Origin of the sequence: Arthrobacter sp. UYEF21 (genome assembly GCF_040546085.1) — a bacterium.
Classification (GTDB): Bacteria; Actinomycetota; Actinomycetes; order Actinomycetales; family Micrococcaceae; genus Arthrobacter.
In genome coordinates this window covers 198,363-217,310 of record NZ_JBEPNF010000001.1, presented here as the reverse complement: position 1 = coordinate 217,310, position 18,948 = coordinate 198,363, and the positions used below count along the sequence as shown (strand labels likewise).

Sequence of the window (18,948 nt, the reverse complement as noted above, 5' to 3'; positions counted from 1 at the left end):
TTTGGAACCATGATCCAACCCGCTTCGAGCTACAACGATGACCTGCGCCTGGCCCACGTGCTGGCAGATTCCGTGGATGACCAGACCATGAGCCGCTTCAAGGCGCTGGACCTGCACATCGAGACCAAGCCTGACCTGACGCCGGTCACTGATGCGGACAAGTCGGCTGAAGAGGCCATCCGCGGCCAGCTGTCCCGCTCGCGCCCCCGGGACGCCGTACTCGGTGAGGAATTCGGCAGCTCCGGCCACGGCTCCCGCCGCTGGATCATTGATCCGATCGACGGCACCAAGAATTTTGTCCGCGGCGTCCCCGTCTGGGCCACGCTAATCGCGCTCGTGGACGAGGGCGAACCTGTGGTGGGCGTGGTCAGCGCACCCGCGCTGGGCAAACGCTGGTGGGCAGCAAAGGGCGCCGGCGCTTACATGGGCAGGTCCCTTGCCGCAGCAACCCGGCTCCGTGTCTCGAATGTGTCCAACCTCGCGGATGCCTCGCTGTCTTATTCAAGCCTGGGCGGCTGGAAGGAACGCGGCAACCTGGATGACTTCCTGGGCTTGACCGAGGACGTCTGGCGGACGCGCGCGTACGGCGATTTCTGGTCCTACTGCATGGTGGCCGAAGGCTCCGTTGACATCGCCTGCGAGCCGGAGCTGAACCTGTACGACATGGCGGCCCTGGTCCCCATCGTGGTGGAGGCCGGCGGCCGGTTCACCTCATTGGAGGGCCAGGACGGGCCATTCGGCGGCAATGCGCTGGCCACCAACTCGATCCTGCACTCCGAGGTCCTCAAACGCCTCAATCCCGGCCTGGACGATCTGCTGTAGGCGCACTTTACCGAATTATCGACGGCGGGCGCCTCCTGAAGGGGGCGTCCGCCGCCTTATGTTCGCAAGAATCGCCTTCTGGGTAAATGAACGTAATAAACGACTTAACATTCAGCCGGGCTTTTCTCCGGCCGCAGCGATGAAATAGGCTCCTTAACAGGTCACGAGTGCCAGCGCTAAACCCCGGTTTGCTGGCCGGCAACCCTCCATTCGCGGTGGGGTGCCCCGGGTGACGACCAGGCCGGTCCGGAACGGACCCGGCAAGCGCGGATTCCCGGGACCGGGAATCCTTTTTGAGTGAGGTCCCCGTGACTACTGCCACCGTCTCCCCCGCCATCCAGAACACCGTCGCCACCGGTCTTTCCAGCGAACCAGGCGCCCTTGCGGGACGCCCGCTGTCCGCCGTCACCGGTGCGGAAATCCAGGCTCCGCTGATCCAGGGCGGTCACGTCAGGTACGCAAACCTGGACTACGGCGCGTCCGCCCCCGCACTCTCCATTGTGTCCGCCTACCTCAACGAGATCCTGCCGTTCTATGCCAGCGTCCACCGCGGTGCCGGCTATGCGTCGCAGATCAGCACGTCCGTTTACGAGAACGCCCGGAACATCGTCCGGGACTTCGTAGGCGGCCGCCACGACGACTCCGTCGTCTTCACGCGGAACACCACTGACTCGCTGAACCTCCTCGCGGGTTGCCTCCCGCAAACGGACGGGCGGCCCACCGGTGACGTTCTCTACCTGGACATCGAGCACCACGCCAACCTGCTTCCGTGGCAGGGCGTCCCGCACCGCAGTGTGGTCGCCGCCGACACGGTTGCCGGGACCATCGAGGTCCTCCGTGCCGAACTTGAGCAGGGCAACGTCAGCCTGCTCGCGGTCACCGGCGCCTCCAACGTCACCGGCGAGATCCTCCCGATTAGGGCACTGGCCGCCCTCGCCCACGAATACGGGGCGCGGATCGTGGTGGACGCCGCGCAGCTGGCGCCGCACCGTCGCATCAACATCAGCGCGGACGACGTCGACTACCTCGCCTTCTCCGGCCACAAGCTCTACGCCCCGTTTGGTGCCGGGGTCCTGGTGGGACGCACCGACTGGCTCGACTCCGGTACGCCGCATCTGGCAGGCGGCGGCGCCGTCCGGGAGGCAAAGCTCGACGGCGTCAGCTGGGCTACCGGACCCGCCCGCCACGAGGGCGGCTCCCCCAACGTGTTGGGGGCCGCCACGCTGGCCCGCGCCACGCAGGTCATCGCGTCGCTGGACCAGGACCGCTGGCACGCCCATGAGGCAGCCATCCGGTCATTCCTGGTGGACGGGCTCGGGAAGATCGACGGCGTCACCGTCCACCAGATCTTCTCGGACACAGACCCTGGCACCGGCACCATCGGCGTCGTGAATTTCTCAGTGGCCGGTTACGACGCCGGATTGGTGGCCGCGTATCTCTCGGCCGAGCACGGCGTTGGCCTGCGGGACGGCCGCTTCTGCGCGCACCCGCTGCTGAAGCGCCTCGGCCTCCCGTCGGGATCCCTGCGGGCCAGCTTCGGCGTCGGCTCCCGGTTGGAGGACGCCCAGCGGCTCCTGGCCGGCCTCGAACAGCTCCGCAGCACGGGCCTGGGCTGGGACTATGTGGTGGATTCCGGCCGCTGGGTTCCGGCCAACGACACGCGCACGTACCCGCACTGGGCACCGAACACCCCCGGCACGGCCGGAGCCGCTCCCTGCCTCGATGACTGAGGGCGCTGACGACTAAGGCCGGGACTGACCGGCTGACTGACGATGCGCGGCCATGCGGTAAATTCGAAGGATACGCATGGGCACAGTTGAAGGAGGCCGCACGTGGCACGGGGTGGCCCCAAGCTCGAGCACGGACGCCGTCTGGAGCTCGGGCAGAGCTTCCAGGACGGCGGCGAACACTATCAAAAGGTGCGCCCCGGCTACCCTGATGATTCCGCCGACTGGCTGGTCCCGGCCGGCGCCCGTGAGGCTGTCGATGTGGGCGCCGGTACCGGCAAATTTGCCGCGCTCCTGTTGGAGCGGGGCCTGGCTGTCACCGCCGTGGACCCGTCCGCAGACATGCTGGAACAGCTGCGGGCCCACTATCCGGCGGTAGCGGCAACCCAGGGGACCGCCGAGGCCACCGGCCTGCCTGACTCTACGTTCGACGTCGTCAGCGTTGCCCAGGCGTGGCACTGGTGCGATCCGGTGCCGGCCAGCACCGAACTGGCGCGGATCCTCCGGCCCGGCGGAACGCTGGGACTGATTTGGAACCAGCTGGACACGTCACTTCCCTGGGTGCACAGGTTGTCTCGCATTATGCACGCCGGAGACGTCTACAAACCTGGCTTCCGGCCGGCGGTTGGGCCGGAGTTCGAGGGCCTCGAGAGCCACGTGACCCGCTGGGATGACAGCCTCAGCACGGCGGACATTATGGAGCTGACGAAGTCGCGCAGCTACTACCTGCGTGCCAACGAAGCCACCCGGAGCAAGGTCCTGGCGAACCTCGACTGGTACCTGCACGAACATTTGGGGCACAACGCCGACGACGACATCGCCCTGCCGTACCTGACCCTGACGTGGCGGGCCGTCAAGGCGTGACGGCCACGGACCACCGGGTAGGCTTGGACCCGTGAAGTCCAGCGCCCCCTCTTCCTCCATCGAGGACTACGTCAAGGTCATCTACGGCTTCACGGAGTGGCAGGACAAGCCCATCACCTCCTCGCAACTGGCCCAGCGCCTGGGCGTGGCCAACTCCTCGGTCTCGGAGATGGTCCGCAAGCTCAAGGACCAGGGCCTGGTGGACCACAAACCGTACAGCGCCATCACCCTCACCGCGGCAGGTATCCGGCTGGCGCTGTCCATGGTCCGCCGCCACCGCCTCATCGAGACCTACCTCGTCCAGGAACTCGGCTACAGCTGGGATGAAGTCCACGACGAAGCCGAGCTTCTTGAGCATGCGGTGTCGGACACGTTTATCGAGCGTATGGCAGCAAAACTGGGCAACCCCGAACGCGACCCCCACGGGGATCCAATCCCGACGGCGGATGGGGAAGTCCTGATGCCGGAGGCGCACCTGCTTGGCCAACTCGACCCCGGCCACACGGGCCGGATCACCCGGATCAGCGACGAGAACCCGGACCTGCTCCGATACCTTTCGGCAGAGGAAATCGACCTCGACGCCAATGTGGAGGTCATGGGCCGCAAGCCCTTCGGCGGGGCTCTGGTGGTGCGGATCAGCAATGCCGGCACGACGCGGGAGTTCGACCTGGCCGACGCAGTCACGGCTGCGCTGTGGGTCCACACCGACCGCCCCCACGCCGGCTGCACGCTCGGTGACCGCTGAATGAAGCACGCTGCCGAATGACCAGGTACGGCATGCCTGACTGGCGCGCCTGGCTGGCCGTAGCGGCTGGCGGGCTCGCCGGAACGGAACTTCGTTATGGCCTGGGGCTCGCCTTTCCGGAACATGCCGGCGCAATCCCCTGGACCACGCTGGGCATCAACGTGGCCGGGAGCTTCGTCCTGGCGGCCCTCACAACAGTGTGGATCGCGCGCCCGCATACCGCCTTCTGGCTCCGGGCAGGGCTTGGACCGGGGCTGTTGGGTTCTTTCACCACCTTCTCGGCCGTGGTTTTCTCGATGGACCAACTGGCGCGGGCCGGTGAGCATCCCCTGTGGCTTGGCTATCTGGGGCTGTCCCTGCTGCTCGGGCTGGGCGCTGCGGCCGGTGGGTGGCGGACGGGGCGGCTCGTGGCCGACCTGGTGGCTTCGTGAGGGGGTTTGGTCCTGTGATGGGTGCAGTCCTGGTGGGCGTCTTCGGTATGGGGGGCGCCCTGTTGCGGTTCGCCGTCGACAGCTGGTTTGCGCACCGTACGGGGCAGCCAGGACCGAGCGCTGTCGGTGGCACCAGCGGTACCGGCAGCGGCGGCCGCGCCAGTACGCCGCGGCACTGGCCGTGGGCCACGCTGGTGGTCAACGTCGCGGGTTGCCTGATCATCGGGCTGTCCATCGGGATCACCGGAAAACTCGGTTTGACGCCTGAGTGGCAGACCGCCGTCGCAACTGGCCTTGCCGGCGGGCTGACCACCTTCAGTTCCTGGACTACTGCCACGGTCCGGCTCCTGAGCGAGTCGCGGCTCGGCGCTGCAGCCCTTAATGTCGGCGCCAACCTGATTGCAGGTTTCGCCGGTGCGGCGGTGGGCATCGCCCTGGCATCCTGAGCCTGCCACCCGCACGGAGCGTAAGGTCCGGCCCGGCCGGGTTTGGTGCCGTCCCGTATCGTTGACTCTGATGATTAGCAGACGTGACGCGGCAATTGCCCTTGATGTACCGATGGAAATGGCCCAGCGCCATGGCATCCCCAAGCGCCTGAGCGAGGCGGAACTGGGCGAGATTCTTGACAACCCGCCGGCCTGGCTGGTCCAGTCGCGGGCCAACCGCACAGGCAAGCGCCCGGTGTGGGTCCACCTCGAATGCGCCGTCTGCGGTTATGAGGAAGCGGCCCGGCCCAAGAAATGGTGGCCGGACTTCACCTACGTCGTCTGCGAGCATCACGCCCCCGATGAGGTGCCGCGCACTCAGGCGGGGTTCATCAGGAGCGAGTTCGACGGCGTCGGGACCCGCTTTGTGGGCATCGCGGACGTCCCCGCACCTGCCTGATTCCGGGCATATCATTCGGCGCAAATCAGGGGTACTTTACGAAGAGGGACGTAGTCCGTCCCCCGTCGTAAGGAGCACGCCATGCCGGATAAATCACCGCACCAGCAGCTGAACAAGAAGCCAGTTAAAACCATCAAGGAAAAACGCGCGGAAAAGAAGGCCAAGAGCCCCCTGGAAGGCGCACCGGATCCGGTGGCGCATCTGAAGAAGCGCCGGTAGCGGTTACCCGTTCCCTGCCATCTCTTCCGGTACGGCCACAAGTTCCAGTTCCTTGCCGTCCCTCAGCACCCTGATGTCCAGCGGCTGCCCGATCGCGTCAGCGAAGAGCAGCTTCTGCAGGCTTTCGGCGTTGCTGACGGGGCGGCTTCCGGCTGTCAGGATGAGGTCACCCGCCTGCAGGCCCGCGCGGTCCGCCGGCGAGGCGGCCAGCACTTCCACTACCCTCAGTCCGTCCCGCTGTCCCGTCCTGATCACCACGCCGGCGCCGAGCCTGATCGGTGTGCTGACAACGCCGAGGTAGGCCCGCCTGACGCGGCCGTCCTTGAGCAGTGCCGAGATGATGCGCCGCGTGGTGGCATTGATAGGGACCGCCAGGCCCAGCCCGGCGCCGGCCACTGCGGTGTTAATCCCCACAATCCGGCTGTGCGAATCGGCCAGAGCGCCGCCTGAACTGCCGGCGTTGAGCGCCGCATCGGTCTGGATAACGTCCTCGATCACCCGCCGGTTACCGCCCGACCACACGGGAATGGCCCGGCCCAAGCCGCTGACCACGCCTGCGGTGACTGAGCCCGCCAGTCCCAGGGGGTTCCCGACAGCGATGACCAGTTGGCCCACACGCAGCGTTTCAGCGTCGCCGAACTGTGCTGGGGCCACCTTTGGTGCCCGTCCGCGGATCACCGCGAGATCGGACAACGGGTCCACGCCCACCAACTCAAGATCAGTCCGGCTGCCGTCGGCAAAGGCTGCATGTCCTTGGTGTGTGCCTGCCACCACGTGGGAATTTGTGAGCAGATAACCGTCTTCGGTGAAAAGCACCGCAGAGCCGGCGCCCACCCGGAACCGGCCGTTCCGCCGGTTCCCGGTCATTTCGATGGCCGCAACGTGCGGGGTGACTGTCTCAGCCACCCGCATCACTGTCTTTGAATACGAATCCAGCGCACCGTCGTCGTACTCTTGTGCACGGGGCTCGCGGGCCGGGTCCATGGCGCACCTCCTGGCTGCCTTAGTTGACTCCGGCAGGAGATTTCGGTACCGCCGGGTCCTATTGGCGATAACCACGGCGTAGCGGAAGGTAGTCCCGCGCAGGCTACGCCGTCGGTGAACAGCACCGCACGACGGCGGCGGGCCGGGTGGGGCGCCGACGCTTGGGGCGCATGTCGCGGGGGCTGTTAACGCCAAAAGACCCGGACACAAGGTCCGGGTCTTTTGGCAATGTCTTGCGACATTCAAAATGTGGAGATGGGGGGAATTGAACCCCCGTCCGATGTCGTTTTGTCAGGGCTTCTCCGGGCGCAGTTTGCGTCGGATTTTCTCGGCCCCGGCCATGCTGCAAACAGCTGGCCGATCCGGGCCCAGTCATCTAAGAGTCCCGCTCACCCCGATGACGGGGGTAAGCAGCAGTGGCTATCTAAATGACGTCAGGTTCCGGGGCAATAGCAACCTTGGGCTGACGGACTGTCTTACTGCTTAGGCAGCAAGAGCAAAGTCATCGCGTTTTGAATTGGCGATTATTTTTTTGCAGACAGCGTTTACGAGATAATTCTGCATCCTCGGCCCGCTTCACCTGTCGCGACTAACATCGTCGAAACCGATCATCCCCGTATTTTGTTATCAAACCGGCTGAGCGTTGCAAGCGCTAACCCCGCCGGACTACTTATCATAACGCATGCCCGGCGAAAATCATTCCTCCCGGGGCTCTAGCGTCGGCGGTTACGTTCCCGCATCACGCGCTGCGCTTCGCGGGTGTCCTGCTGCTCACGCAGGGTCTGGCGCTTATCGTATTCACGCTTACCGCGGGCCACGCCGATCTCCACTTTGGCGCGGCCGTCCACGAAGTACAGCTGCAGTGGAACGATGGTGAAACCCGATTCCCTGATCTTGTGGGAGATCTTGGTGAGCTCCTCCCGGTGCAGCAGCAACTTGCGCCGGCGCCGGGCGGCGTGGTTGGTCCAGCTGCCCTGGTTGTACTCCGGGATGTGAATGCCCTCCATCCACAACTCGTCGTTGTAGAACGTGCAGAACCCGTCCACCATGGACGCGTGCCCCTCACGCAGGGACTTCACCTCGGTGCCCATCAGCGCAATGCCGGCCTCGTAGGTGTCCAGCACGAGGTAGTCATGCCGGGCCTTGCGGTTGGTGGCCACCACTTTACGGCCACTTTCTTTGGGCACGGGGGAACTCCTCAGTTCTTGGATCTTGGTTGGCTCCGGCCGGTCCGGCGCGGAGTCATACCAGTGTACGGCAGGAGCGGACGCGCGTTACAGCAGCCGCATCGGGTCAACGGCAACGCCGTTGAGCCAGGTTTCAAAGTGTGCGTGGCAGCCCGTTGAGTTGCCGGTGTTGCCCGAGTACGCAATGAGCTGGCCCTGCGACACCTGCTGGCCGTTGGAGACCACCACGCTGCTGTTGTGATAGACGATCGTGGTCAGGGAGTTGCCCTGGACCACGCCATGGGATAGTTTCACCCGCCAGCCGCCGCCGTCCGCGGAACTCCAGCCTGAGGCGAAAACCTCGCCGGCCGCCGCCGCATAAACGGGAGTGCCGCAGGCTGCGCCGAAGTCGATGCCGGTGTGGACGTAGCCGCCCTGCCCATAGAAATCGATGGTGCCGGGCGGGGTTGAGCGCCAGCCGAAGCCGGACGTGATGGGCACGTCACCCGAGAACGGGTGCCGCAGGCCAAAGGCCGACGGCGATCCGGTCACCGGTGCGTAGGGTGCCTGCGGCGGCGGAGCCTGGCCCTGCGCGGCGGCCCGGGCGGCGGCAGCGGCAGCGGCAGCAGCGGCGATGCGGCGTTGTTCGGCTTCCCAGGCTTCCCGGAGCCGGCGGTCGCGTTCGGCGATCTCGTTGGCCACGGCACTCTGGCTGGCCTCTACCGCAGCCATTTGGCTCTGAATACCGGGTTTGGCTGCCTGCAGTTCGGCGTCGAGGCGGGTGGTGTCGGCGATCAGCTGGTCAACCTGTGACTTCTTCGCAGCAGCCTCGTCGCGGGCGGCCTTCTCCTTTTCCAAGGCGGCGTCGGCCTTGGCCTTGAGGTCCTTGATCTCCGCTTCGACGGCTTCAAGCCGGGCCTGGGAGTTCACGTTGGTGGCGCTCTGCTGGGACAGCTTGTCCATGGCGGCGTTCTGGCTGCGCATGGCCTGATCAGCGAGGTCCATGGTCTGGGTGAGGCTGCCGCCATTGTTTGCGCCGAAGAACAGCGTCAGGTTCGAGGGTACGCCGCCGGACTTGTACGCCTGGGTGGCGATCTGGCCGATCAGCTTCTTAGTGTCGGAGATCTTCTGCTTATCGGCCGCAAGCTGCTGGGTGATTTTGGCTTTATTCTGCTGCGCAAGGTCAACCCGTGCAGTCAGGGCCTCGACTTCCTTGACGGCACCGGCCACGCGCCCCTGGGCCTCCAAGAGCGCCTGCTGGGCTCCGGGCAACCGCCCCTGGTAGATCACCAGGTCACCGGCTGCCTTCGCGATGCGGGAATCCACGAACTCCAGCGACTGCTGCACACGTGCGGCCTCGGCTTCGAGGGCGGCATGCTTGTCATCCAGCTCGTCGGCGTAAGCCGCCGGGGCTGACGCGCCCAGGCTCGCAGCGAGGATAAGGACCATGACGCCGCTGATCAGGCCGTTGCGGCGGCGTGCCGGTGACAGGCCTGTGTTTGCCGGGCGTTCGGCCCGGTGGCGGGGCGCAGTTCGGTGCAATACGTTCATGAGGATTCCTTGGTCGGTTTGCACAGCCTAAACCTTCAAGTATCTGCGCAAGGTCAAGAGAGACGAAATTCCAGCCAAAGATCCGCCAAGGATCAGCAAGGCTGGCGCAAGAATGAGCGTCTGCCCGGGCGAGATAAACGCCGTGTCCGGATACTGCTTGGAGAGGTACTCGCCGAGGAAGAAGTGCGCTACGGCCCACAGCGTCCCGGAGGCCAGGGCCGCCCCGATGACGGCAGCAATCACGCCCTCGAGGATGAACGGCAGCTGGATCACCATCTTGGATGCGCCCACCAGGCGCATGATTCCGGTTTCGCGGCGCCGGCTGAAGGCCGACAGGCGGATGGTGGTGGCGATCAGGAGGATGGCGCAGACAATCATGACACCGGCGATGCTGACAGCCACAAGCGATGCCGCGTTCATGGCCGAGAACAGCCGTTCCAGGAGCTGGCGCTGGTCAATGACCGTTTCGACGCCGGGCTGCGAGGAGAACGTCTCGCTGATGATCTGGTACTTTTGCGGATCCTTCATGTTGATCCGGAAGGAAGCGGGAAGCTGGTCCGGCGTCACTGAATCGACGATCGGAGAGTTGGAGAACTGGTCCTTGAAGTGCTTGTACGCCTCTTCCTTGGACTCGAACTGGAAGTCGTTGACGTACTGGGCCACGGCGGGTGATTCCAGCAGGGTCTGCAGGTTGTCCTGCTGCTCCGGGGTGACCGGCCCTGTGGCGCAACCGGCCGCCGTCGAACCGTCACTGCAGAGGAAGATGGCCACCTGCACTTTGTCGTACCAGTAGCCTTTCATCTGGTTGATTTGAAGCTGCAGCATGCCGGCGGCACCTACGAACGTCAGGGAGACGAAGGTGACCAGGATGACTGAGACCACCATGGAGACGTTGCGGCGCAGGCCGCTGCCGATCTCGCCGAGGATGAACGCGAGCCTCATCGCTGCCCCTCCCCTGCGCCGGGCTGGCGGTCTCCCGGAATGGGCGGCTCCTCGTCCCGGCCGCTGGCGTCCCGCAGCCGGCGTGACTGGCCCACCACCGGAATCATGGAGGTGTACAGTGCCTTGGCTTCATCGCGGATGACGACGCCGTTCTTGAGCTCAACCACGCGTTTGCGCATCTCGTTGACGATGTCGTCGTCGTGCGTGGCCATAACCACCGTGGTGCCGTTCTGGTTGATCTTGTCCAGCACGCCCATGATGCCCATCGACGTGGTGGGGTCAAGGTTGCCGGTGGGTTCGTCGGCGAGGAGGATCCCGGGCCGGTTGACCACGGCGCGGGCAATGGCCACACGCTGCTGCTCGCCGCCGGACAGTTCGTGCGGAAGGCGGTTTTCCTTGCCTTCGAGGCCCACTGTCTTGAGGACCTCGGGCACGGTATCGCGGATGACGCTGCGGCTCTTGCCAATGACTTGCATGGCGAAGGCAACGTTGGCGAACACGTTCTTCTGCGGAAGGAGCCGGAAGTCCTGGAACACCACACCGATTCCGCGGCGCAGCCTGGGCACGCGCCAGCTGGAGATCTTGGCGACGTTTTGGCCGGCCACGTAGACGGCGCCCGAGGAGGCGCGGTCTTCCTTGAGAACCAAACGGAGGAAGGTGGATTTTCCGGATCCGGAGGCGCCCACGAGGAAGGCGAATTCACCACGGTCAATCTCAAGGCTGATATCGTCCAGCGCAGGCCGGGCCGTCTGGTCGTAGACCTTGGTGACATTTTCGAATCGGATCATGGCCCTAATTACCCTGCAGGGCACTACTGATGCAGCCCAGATCTGCAGCCGGCGCACGGGCATTCGTTTAGGGGAATAAGAGGCCCCGGCCCCTTGACTATACGCAGTCTTTTTGCCGGATTTCGGGGGTTTCAGGGGTGTGTCGCGGGATCGGGCCTACGCGGTGGGCCCCGCCGGGTGTTACTTCTCCGCGTTGCGGTTGTCAGTACGCCAGCGGATCCCGGCGTCGATGAAGTCGTCAATCTCGCCGTCGAACACCGCAGACGTGTTGCCCACCTCGTGTTCGGTGCGGAGGTCCTTGACCATCTGGTACGGGTTCAGGACGTAGGAGCGCATCTGGTCGCCCCAGGACGCCTTGACGTCACCGGCGAAGGCCTTCTTTTCTGCATCCTCCTGTTCCTTCTTCAGGAGCAGGAGGCGGGACTGCAGGACGCGCAGGGCGGCGGCCCGGTTCTGGAGCTGCGACTTTTCGTTCTGCATGGACACCACGGTGCCGGTGGGGATGTGCGTGAGGCGCACCGCGGAGTCGGTGGTGTTAACGGACTGCCCGCCTGGGCCGGAGGAACGGAACACATCCACGCGGATCTCGTTGTCCGGAATGTCGATGGAGTCCGTGGACTCGATGAGCGGGATGACCTCAACGGCCGCGAAGGACGTCTGGCGGCGGCCCTGGTTGTCGAAGGGGCTGATCCGCACCAGCCGGTGGGTTCCGGCTTCGACGCTGAGGGTGCCGAACGCATAGGGTGCCTTGACCTCGAACGTTGCGGACTTGAGGCCTGCCTCTTCGGCGTAGGACGTGTCCATCACCGTGGTGGGGTATCCGTGGCGTTCCGCCCAGCGAAGGTACATGCGCATGAGCATCTCGGCGAAGTCTGCGGCGTCCACGCCGCCGGCTCCGGCCCGGATGGACACCACGGCTTCCCGTTCATCGTACTCCCCCGAAAGCAGCGTCACTACTTCCAGGTCCTTCAGTGATTTCCGGATCGACTCAAGTTCGGTGGCCGCTTCGCCCATGGAGTCGGCGTCGTCCTCGTCCTGGCCGAGTTCCACCAGAACTTCCAGATCGTCGATCCGCGACACCAGCTTGTTCAGCCGCTCGAGCTCGGACTGGCGGTGGGAGAGCCGTGAGGTGATCTTCTGGGCCGCAGCGGGGTCATCCCACAGGTCCGGTTCGCCCGCGCGTTCGCTCAGTTCGGCGATGTCTTCCTTCAACGCCTCGACATCGCTGACTCGCTCGATGGAGTTGTACGTGGCGCGAAGGGCGCGGATTTCTGCGGAAAAATCAATATTGGCCATGGTTGTTTAAGCCTACGCTATCCGGCCGGAGGCCCGGACTCCCCCGCTGCACCTCAGCGGGTGAGCCGCGAACGGGCGGTGGATGCCGCTTCGATCCGGATTCCGTCCGGCACCAGGAAGTTCACCACCGGTGGGTGGACCAGCGAGCTGAGAACCACGACGGCGGTGGACCCGTCAGGGCTGCCGCTCGCCCCTGTCACGGCCAACCCGTCAAACCGGGCCGACGAGGGGCTTCCGGCCACGAAGTCAGCGGCGACGTTCCGGACGCGCTCGGAGCCCAGGACGGCGGACGGGCCCCCGCTCTCCCCCGCGACCTCACCCAGGGTATAGCTGTCAGCAGCAGCCAGCGAGGCGCCGTCGGCCAGGGACAGCAACCGCTTGTGTTCGAGGTAGACGCTGGAGATGCCGATGACCACGGTGACCACCAGCAGGGCCAGCACAACGTAGCCGATGATCATGACCATCATCTGGCCGTCTTCAGCTGTCTGTTTGGAGCCCCCTGGGGGTGCGGTTGCGACGGCGGCCTGGCCGCTCATTCTGCGGTCACCGGAACCTGCCGACCAGTTGAGTGGACGATGCCTCAACTTCGCTGACCTGCAGCCTAAAGTCGTCGTTGAAGGGAACGAAGGGCAGCGGCACGGTGAGATTCACGGTAATGGTTACGGCCGCCCCGGCGGCCTGGCAGTCGGCCGGATCGCAGCGGGTGGAGACCTGCGCGGCGCTAGTTTCGTGGCCAAAGTCCGCCAGCGCGATGAGGGCTGCCTGCTCAGCGGCGGCCTGGGCCGATGCTGCATTCGGCTGGGCCACAAAGACTTTCGCGGCCTGGTCGGCAGCACCCACCACGGCGAAGGAGCCGCCCTGGATCTGGCCCACGGTGATGATGAAGTACACGAGCGGCACCATGAGGAGGAGCGCCAAAAACGTGAATTCGACGACGGCGCTGCCCTCCTCCCCGCGCTCGTTGCCGCGGCGACCGTGGCACAGTGCCTCGCTGAACCTCTGCTTGAGGCCCCGTTTGGGGCAGGCCCGGATCTTGCGGCGGACCCGGCCGGTGTCACGGCTGGATGGCCGCATGGCCCTTCACCTCCAGCATGTCCCGCGGTCCGATGAGCCCGATGACGGGCAGGGGCGCCTTGATGGTCACTTCGAGAGTGCGCAGGCCTTGGAAGGTCACCACTGTGGTGCTGATGTCCTGGGCGAACTCGGCATTGAGTGCGGTCCCAATCAACATCGCTGCCCGATCCTCGGCATCCGAGGCACCTCGGTCCGCAAGCGTTCCATGGCGTGCACCGGACGCGGCAGCATCAATGAGCGTATTGCGGACGTGCAGGACCAGCGTGAGCTGGATGATGGCCAGGAAGAACATGGTGAGCAGCCCGCCCACCAGCACAAAGTCCACCACCGCGGAGCCACGTTCGTCCCTGCGCCAGTCCGGCATGCCCTATCTTCCGACCCTGTCCATGGCCTGGTTGAACATCGTTTCAAGCGCAGGGCCGGCCAGGGCCAGCAGCGCCGCCACCAGCACTGCGGACATCAGCGTGATCATCACCCACCCGGGCACATCACCCCGTTCCCGGTTGTCCGGGCCGGCCGCGCCGGTCGGCTGCGGGCTATGCGCTCTCGATGGAGACCCGTTGGTCCACGTCCACACGCCAGCCAGCAGAGTGATGAGCAGCAGTCTGCCCGAGATTCCAAGATTTTTCATTGTGGTCCCATTCAGTGAGTGTTGCGGATGGTCGGTGGATGTACGTGGTTGGGGATCTGACAATGGAGTGATGATCATGGCTACAGTCCAAGGCTGATGGCAGCGATGCCGGGGAACACTGCGAACACCACTGTTAAAGGAAGGACGCCAAAGACTAAAGGAACCATCATGGCGATTTCCTTTTTGCCCGCCGATTCCATCAGGTCCCGTTTTGCGGTGTCCCGGACATCCTGGGCCTGAGCCCGCAAAACATCTGCCAAGGGTGTTCCGCGTTCGACCGCGACGATGATGCCGTCCACAAATCTGACCAGCGGGCCGAGGTCCGTCCGGGCAGAAAACTCCTGGAGTGCTTCCACCAGTGGTTTCCCTGCCCTGGTTTCAGCGAGGATCTTGGAGAATTCCTTGGCCAGTTCGCCGTTGGCGCTGCGGCAGACGCGGTCCAGTGCGCCGGTGGCACTTTCGCCGGCGCCGACAGCCAGAGCCATCAGCTCCGCGAGGCTGGGGAATTCAGCCATCATCCGGGACTCCCGTTTGCTGATCTGGACGCCCAGCCAGAAGTCGCGGAAGAGAAAGCCGCCAAGGGCGCTTCCGAGGACGGCCACAACGGCGAGAAAGGGACTAAAGCGACCGGCCGCCGCGCTCAACACTACGATCGCCAGTGAAATGACGAAGCCCGCGGCGGCCCAGAGCAACTGCTCGGCCCGAAAATCCACCGTCGATTTGTTGATCCCGGCCTGCGCCAGGCGGCGGGTCAGCGCCTTTGATCCAAGGTTCAGGCGGCCGAGGGCGGTGAGTCCGTCGTGAAGCAGGGGCCGCACAATCCGCTCCAACGGTCCAAAGGGTGTGGCATTCTGTCCGGTGGCGCGCAGCAGTCGGGATTCCAGGTTTTGCGATTTCAGCTGCGGCTCGATGCGCTGAATGAACGTCAGCGGCCGCATAAAGGGGACACGGACAAAAACCAGCCATAGGCCCACCCCGAGGACGATGCCGCACACAACAGCGGCTGCCGAGAGCCCGTTCATCGAAGCACCCTTTCGTCCTGCGGCAGTGCGCCGATGCGCAGCATGATGGAGTAGCAGATGAGCGAGACCACCAGGCCGCCGAGCAGGACGCCGGCGCCCATCGGCGTGTTGTAGGCACTCACGGCCTCGGGACGGGTGGCCAGGAGGAGCATCACAATCCAGGGAGCGGCAACGGCGAGCCGGGCGGCGTTGACCGTCCAGGATTGCCGGGCTTCCAGTTCGCTGCGCGTGCGGGCGTTCTCGCGCAGGAATTCGGCCAGCGTGCCAAGCAGTTTACCCAGGTCCGAGCCGCCCACCTCCCGCGTCAGCCGGAGCGCCTCGACGATCCGGTCTGCGACGGGATCGGCCAACCGGTCCTTGAGCTTGTTGAGGGATGCATCGAACTGGCCGCCTGCCCGGTAGTCCGCCCCGAAGTCGCGGAAGACGTGCCGGAGCTCCTCGGGCCCCTTCTCCCCCAGCTGGATCAAAGCCTCCGGCAGCGAAAGACCCGCGCGGATGGCGGACCGCAGATGATCAACCACATCCGGCCAGAGTTGGCGCAGCACGGCGGTCCTTCTGTTCGCCCGCCACCGAACCACACTGACCGGGAGCCAGGCGCCGAACAGTCCGAAACAGAGCGACATGGGCCAAGTCCCGCTGACCACAAAGAAGATGAGTGCCACAAAGACGCCCAATCCCAGGCAGGAGGCAACGAGGCCGGCGGCCGTGACTTTCTCGATTCCGGCGGAGGCGAGCAGATCCTCGATGCGGCTGGCCCTGGGACGCCGCCTCACCGCCGTCGGCTTGTCCCAGAATGACCACCAGATAAGGAACAGGCCCGTGCCGGCAAGTACCCCGAACAGCGGCGCCATCAGCGCGGCTCCAGCAGCGCTGCGACGTCGTACCCGGCGCGGGCAAACTTCTCCGCCGCCGGCATGGAGTTGGCGCGCGGCTGCAGCTGGCCGTCCGCCATCGCGAAAACCATGGACGACTCGATGATTCCGTTCTCCACCCGCCGGCCGAGGGAGAGGATCTCGGTGACTTGCCTGCGGCCGTTGGCGTGGCGGCTGCAGTGGACCACCAGGTCAATGCAGGACGCCACCGTGGGGACAACGAACGCTGAGGAAATGTTTTCGCCGGCGAGCAACGGCAGCGTGCAGATCTTCGTCACGGCGTCGTGGGCAGAATTTGCATGGACGGTGCACATCCCTGGTAGTCCACTATTTAAAGCGATCAGCATGTCCAGGCTCTCGGCTTCACGGACCTCGCCCACCACAAGTCGGTCCGGGCGCATCCGGAGCGCTTCCTTGACAAGCCTGCGCAGCGGAATCTCGCCCTCGCCCTCGAGGTTGGGCTGGCGGCACTGAAGCCCCACCACGTCCCGGAGCGGAAATTGGAGTTCGAAGATTTCTTCAACAGTGATAACGCGTTCCCGGCTGCCGATGCTGGCGGCCAGGCAGTTGAGCATGGTGGTCTTACCCGCCTGGGTGGCGCCCGAGACCAGGATGTTCAGTCCGCTGGAGACCGCGGCCCCAAGGAACCGGGCGGACTGCGGCGTCAGGGTGCCCAACTCGACCAGGTGCTCCAACCGGCTGGCCTTCACCACAAATTTGCGGATGTTCACTGCCCAATGCCGGCGGGTGACATCGGGGATGACGACGTGGAGCCTGGAGCCATCGGGCAGGGCGGCGTCCACAATATGTCAGTTCTCGACAAGTCGACTCCGGACGCTCAAGCGACCACAGATATGCGTACAAGTCATCGGGCACGACTGGGTGACGATGACATATATCCCCGATCGACGCGGCGAAGGTCTCTGGGTCAAGAACAGTTGGGACGGTCGACTCACGCATCGCGATGGAAGGTACAAAGGCACTCGATGACGAGCGGTTGCTGGGCAGCCTTCAATTCCAACTCCCGGACAGCGCGACTGCGCGCCGTAAGAAAGTCGTCAAGTATTTCACTGGCGACTAAGCAAATCGCCGCCACCCAGTGGCTCTAGCTACTGCCCGACGGCGATTCGAAGCACTCAAACCGATCTAAGGTGGATCGATTCCCCATTCCTCCCAGAGGCGGTTGAATTGATCTGGGTACAGCCAGAAAAACTTCCGTCCCGATTCGTCCTAGAATTGGACCACAAGCAACAACTTACTCGTGAGGAATCACGGGACGTTCCCGGCGGTAAACCGGGCGGCAATTGATCTGGTAGATCGTTGTCGTTAGACGCTGACTCCCGAGCGGACCCAGTCAGCGGATGGTGTTCTCGATAGACAAGAGAACACCGATGTAACACTCAGAGGTTGCATCGGATTACTAAGAAGCCTCGGCACTATTCAGTAGTCCAACCATTTCGCTTTCGCGACGGTTGGGCTCCATGGACACTCCGATACTCCCGCTTATCCAGAAGCGGCATCAGCAGTTCTCTCGTGCTTCCAAACAATGCGGTCCTTGCATGAAGCCAGTCCTGCTCGAAAAGATCGATGCCCGAACCGCCGAGGTCGTCGGCATGGTCATGAAGCGCTGCAACGCCCGTCACTACAGCGACTGTTTTTCGTGCGCTTCTCTCTGGCACGGCGACTCGTACCGCATGGGGCGCGATGGTCTCCGTCACGAGGGCATGACCTACGTAAAGGTCACCCTCACCCTGCCAGCCTTCGGGCGGGTGCATTACAGGGATGCCGGTAGTTCTAAGCGTTGCCACTGCTCGAAGATTCACGCTGCCGGGGACGCCATACTTGGCACCCCCATCAGCACTCACCTCTTTGACTACGAGCGGCTCGTCCGGGCAAACGCGACTCTCGGTAAGCTTTGGACTCGCAGCATGGCTCTTCTAACCAAAATCATCAGCAGCCAACAGACGGATGGTACCGTCCCGCCCGTTAGCTGGTTCGGCGTGCCCGAACCCCACTTGTCGGGGGCGATGCATGTACATGCGGTTCTTCGCCTCGATCTGGCTAGAGAGAGACTCGGTATATACACCGATGGTCAACGAGTGCGCTCAGGACTCGTGGAGGACTTCTTTGCCGGGTTCCGCTCCAACACTACTATCGGTGGCTTACCTTTCGAGATGGCGTGGGGATCGAACGTCATGGCGGAAGTAGCAACGCAGTTGGATGAGGACGTGAGCATCTCATACCTACTCAAGACCACGGGGACTCGCCAGCCAATGCAACTTTCTTATAAGGGAGGTGCGCGCGGTCTTCACATTGCCCACGCGCAGGACGCCGCATTCCGGCTCATTGCGTTGCAACAGCAACACTGTGAGATCAGCCCCTCGGTCGCAGCCAAGAGGTATCGGAAGACGTCAGCCGGATGGGTCGGCGATTCAATCCTGAAGAGCCGGAACTGGACCACGCTTACTTTTACGTCGTTGCGCAAGGAACGAGCTGTTTACGGTTCTAAGAAATCCGCAACGGTCCATGCCAACACGGACATCCAGTGGCGATTCGCAGGGCGTAGAGTCCTCCCGATGGTGCCGCCGGAAGCGGCACACAACGTCTTAACCCCATCCGAAAATCAGCCCGTTCCCGCGCAGGGCATATCAGTCCCCACCCAAGTTCCGGCGGAGCAGGTCGCGGGTCAACTGCGAACTCGCACGCCTTGGATATGTATAGATACTTTTCATCCGCTTGATCATGGAAATCAGTTCCCCATTGCCGTCGATCTCCCCCTATGGGTCAAACAGCATGGTTCCTCTATCGGGGTCGGGGACGGTTGACGAGGTCTCAGTAGCCAAACGGCGCTTGCTGGTCACGAAGAAGCGCAAGAACGTCCAGCGACATTCGTTGGACGTTAGAGTCGCTTAAGCGTGTGGCTATGGAT

21 protein-coding genes, 1 other RNA gene, 1 pseudogene and 1 riboswitch are annotated in these 18,948 nt (G+C 64.2%); of the genes and pseudogenes, 9 read left to right on the top strand and 14 right to left on the bottom strand.

What is annotated here, in order from left to right; all coding sequences use genetic code 11:
* Nucleotides 1-9: 9 nt before the first annotated feature.
* The 8 genes from hisN (at nucleotide 10) to ABIB27_RS00960 (ending at nucleotide 5,693) form a co-directional block, all read left to right on the top strand.
* Nucleotides 10-822: a histidinol-phosphatase gene (gene hisN, locus ABIB27_RS00995; protein WP_354213986.1), complete on the top strand. Its 813-nt coding sequence runs from the start codon at nucleotides 10-12 to the stop codon at nucleotides 820-822.
* Between the two features lie 159 nt (nucleotides 823-981).
* A riboswitch (SAM riboswitch) is annotated at nucleotides 982-1,095 on the top strand.
* 35 nt (nucleotides 1,096-1,130) lie between these two features.
* Complete coding sequence (locus ABIB27_RS00990) at nucleotides 1,131-2,552, top strand: aminotransferase class V-fold PLP-dependent enzyme (protein ID WP_502909080.1); 1,422 nt, start codon at nucleotides 1,131-1,133, stop codon at nucleotides 2,550-2,552.
* Nucleotides 2,553-2,654: 102 nt separating this feature from the next.
* A complete protein-coding gene (locus tag ABIB27_RS00985; RefSeq protein ID WP_354213985.1) occupies nucleotides 2,655-3,413 on the top strand; it encodes a class I SAM-dependent methyltransferase in 759 nt (252 codons plus the stop codon).
* Between the two features lie 31 nt (nucleotides 3,414-3,444).
* The gene (locus ABIB27_RS00980) at nucleotides 3,445-4,158 is read left to right on the top strand and encodes a metal-dependent transcriptional regulator (RefSeq protein WP_354213984.1); all 714 of its coding nucleotides are present in this window, start codon (nucleotides 3,445-3,447) and stop codon (nucleotides 4,156-4,158) included.
* A 32-nt stretch (nucleotides 4,159-4,190) separates the two neighbouring features.
* Nucleotides 4,191-4,589: a fluoride efflux transporter FluC gene (locus ABIB27_RS00975; RefSeq protein ID WP_354213983.1), complete on the top strand. Its 399-nt coding sequence runs from the start codon at nucleotides 4,191-4,193 to the stop codon at nucleotides 4,587-4,589.
* Between the two features lie 17 nt (nucleotides 4,590-4,606).
* A complete protein-coding gene (locus tag ABIB27_RS00970; RefSeq protein WP_354213982.1) occupies nucleotides 4,607-5,035 on the top strand; it encodes a fluoride efflux transporter FluC in 429 nt (142 codons plus the stop codon).
* A gap of 70 nt (nucleotides 5,036-5,105) precedes the next feature.
* Nucleotides 5,106-5,474, top strand: coding sequence for a hypothetical protein (locus ABIB27_RS00965; RefSeq protein WP_354213981.1), 369 nt, complete (start codon nucleotides 5,106-5,108; stop codon nucleotides 5,472-5,474).
* A gap of 81 nt (nucleotides 5,475-5,555) precedes the next feature.
* Nucleotides 5,556-5,693, top strand: coding sequence for a hypothetical protein (locus ABIB27_RS00960; protein WP_354213980.1), 138 nt, complete (start codon nucleotides 5,556-5,558; stop codon nucleotides 5,691-5,693).
* 3 nt (nucleotides 5,694-5,696) lie between these two features.
* On the opposite strand, the gene ABIB27_RS00955 is transcribed toward ABIB27_RS00960, so the two are convergent.
* From ABIB27_RS00955 to ABIB27_RS00890, 14 genes and pseudogenes are all read right to left on the bottom strand, one after another.
* Nucleotides 5,697-6,677, bottom strand: coding sequence for a S1C family serine protease (locus tag ABIB27_RS00955; RefSeq protein ID WP_354213979.1), 981 nt, complete (start codon nucleotides 6,675-6,677; stop codon nucleotides 5,697-5,699).
* Nucleotides 6,678-6,924: 247 nt separating this feature from the next.
* Nucleotides 6,925-7,293, bottom strand: a transfer-messenger RNA (tmRNA) gene (ssrA, locus tag ABIB27_RS00950).
* Nucleotides 7,294-7,390: 97 nt separating this feature from the next.
* Nucleotides 7,391-7,864: an SsrA-binding protein SmpB gene (gene smpB, locus ABIB27_RS00945; protein ID WP_354213978.1), complete on the bottom strand. Its 474-nt coding sequence runs from the start codon at nucleotides 7,862-7,864 to the stop codon at nucleotides 7,391-7,393.
* 87 nt (nucleotides 7,865-7,951) lie between these two features.
* Entirely contained in the window at nucleotides 7,952-9,394 is a 1,443-nt protein-coding gene (locus ABIB27_RS00940; RefSeq protein ID WP_354213977.1) for a peptidoglycan DD-metalloendopeptidase family protein, read from the bottom strand.
* 27 nt (nucleotides 9,395-9,421) lie between these two features.
* Nucleotides 9,422-10,336 (bottom strand): permease-like cell division protein FtsX, encoded by a 915-nt coding sequence (ftsX, locus tag ABIB27_RS00935; RefSeq protein ID WP_354213975.1) that lies wholly within the window; start codon nucleotides 10,334-10,336, stop codon nucleotides 9,422-9,424.
* Complete coding sequence (ftsE, locus tag ABIB27_RS00930) at nucleotides 10,333-11,124, bottom strand: cell division ATP-binding protein FtsE (RefSeq protein ID WP_354213974.1); 792 nt, start codon at nucleotides 11,122-11,124, stop codon at nucleotides 10,333-10,335. Before ftsE ends, ftsX begins: the two co-directional genes overlap by 4 nt.
* A 180-nt stretch (nucleotides 11,125-11,304) precedes the next feature.
* Nucleotides 11,305-12,420: a peptide chain release factor 2 gene (prfB, locus tag ABIB27_RS00925; protein WP_354213973.1), complete on the bottom strand. Its 1,116-nt coding sequence runs from the start codon at nucleotides 12,418-12,420 to the stop codon at nucleotides 11,305-11,307.
* Nucleotides 12,421-12,473: 53 nt separating this feature from the next.
* On the bottom strand, nucleotides 12,474-12,956 hold the full coding sequence (locus ABIB27_RS00920) for a pilus assembly protein TadG-related protein (protein WP_354213972.1): 483 nt from the start codon (nucleotides 12,954-12,956) through the stop codon (nucleotides 12,474-12,476).
* 7 nt (nucleotides 12,957-12,963) lie between these two features.
* Nucleotides 12,964-13,494 (bottom strand): hypothetical protein, encoded by a 531-nt coding sequence (locus tag ABIB27_RS00915; protein ID WP_354253374.1) that lies wholly within the window; start codon nucleotides 13,492-13,494, stop codon nucleotides 12,964-12,966.
* Entirely contained in the window at nucleotides 13,475-13,858 is a 384-nt protein-coding gene (locus ABIB27_RS00910; protein ID WP_354213970.1) for a TadE/TadG family type IV pilus assembly protein, read from the bottom strand. Before ABIB27_RS00910 ends, ABIB27_RS00915 begins: the two co-directional genes overlap by 20 nt.
* Nucleotides 13,859-13,861: 3 nt before the next feature.
* A complete protein-coding gene (locus tag ABIB27_RS00905; RefSeq protein ID WP_354213969.1) occupies nucleotides 13,862-14,125 on the bottom strand; it encodes a hypothetical protein in 264 nt (87 codons plus the stop codon).
* Nucleotides 14,126-14,205: 80 nt separating this feature from the next.
* Entirely contained in the window at nucleotides 14,206-15,147 is a 942-nt protein-coding gene (locus ABIB27_RS00900; protein ID WP_354213968.1) for a type II secretion system F family protein, read from the bottom strand.
* Entirely contained in the window at nucleotides 15,144-15,998 is an 855-nt protein-coding gene (locus ABIB27_RS00895) for a type II secretion system F family protein (RefSeq protein ID WP_354213967.1), read from the bottom strand. The genes ABIB27_RS00900 and ABIB27_RS00895 overlap by 4 nt, the downstream gene beginning before the upstream one ends.
* Nucleotides 15,998-16,822: pseudogene (locus tag ABIB27_RS00890) on the bottom strand (TadA family conjugal transfer-associated ATPase); the annotation flags it as partial. The gene ABIB27_RS00895 and the pseudogene ABIB27_RS00890, both read right to left, overlap by 1 nt.
* Nucleotides 16,823-17,500: 678 nt before the next feature.
* On the opposite strand from ABIB27_RS00890, the gene ABIB27_RS00885 reads away from it, so the two are divergent.
* The gene (locus tag ABIB27_RS00885) at nucleotides 17,501-18,844 is read left to right on the top strand and encodes a replication initiator (RefSeq protein ID WP_354253373.1); all 1,344 of its coding nucleotides are present in this window, start codon (nucleotides 17,501-17,503) and stop codon (nucleotides 18,842-18,844) included.
* Nucleotides 18,845-18,948: the final 104 nt, after the last annotated feature.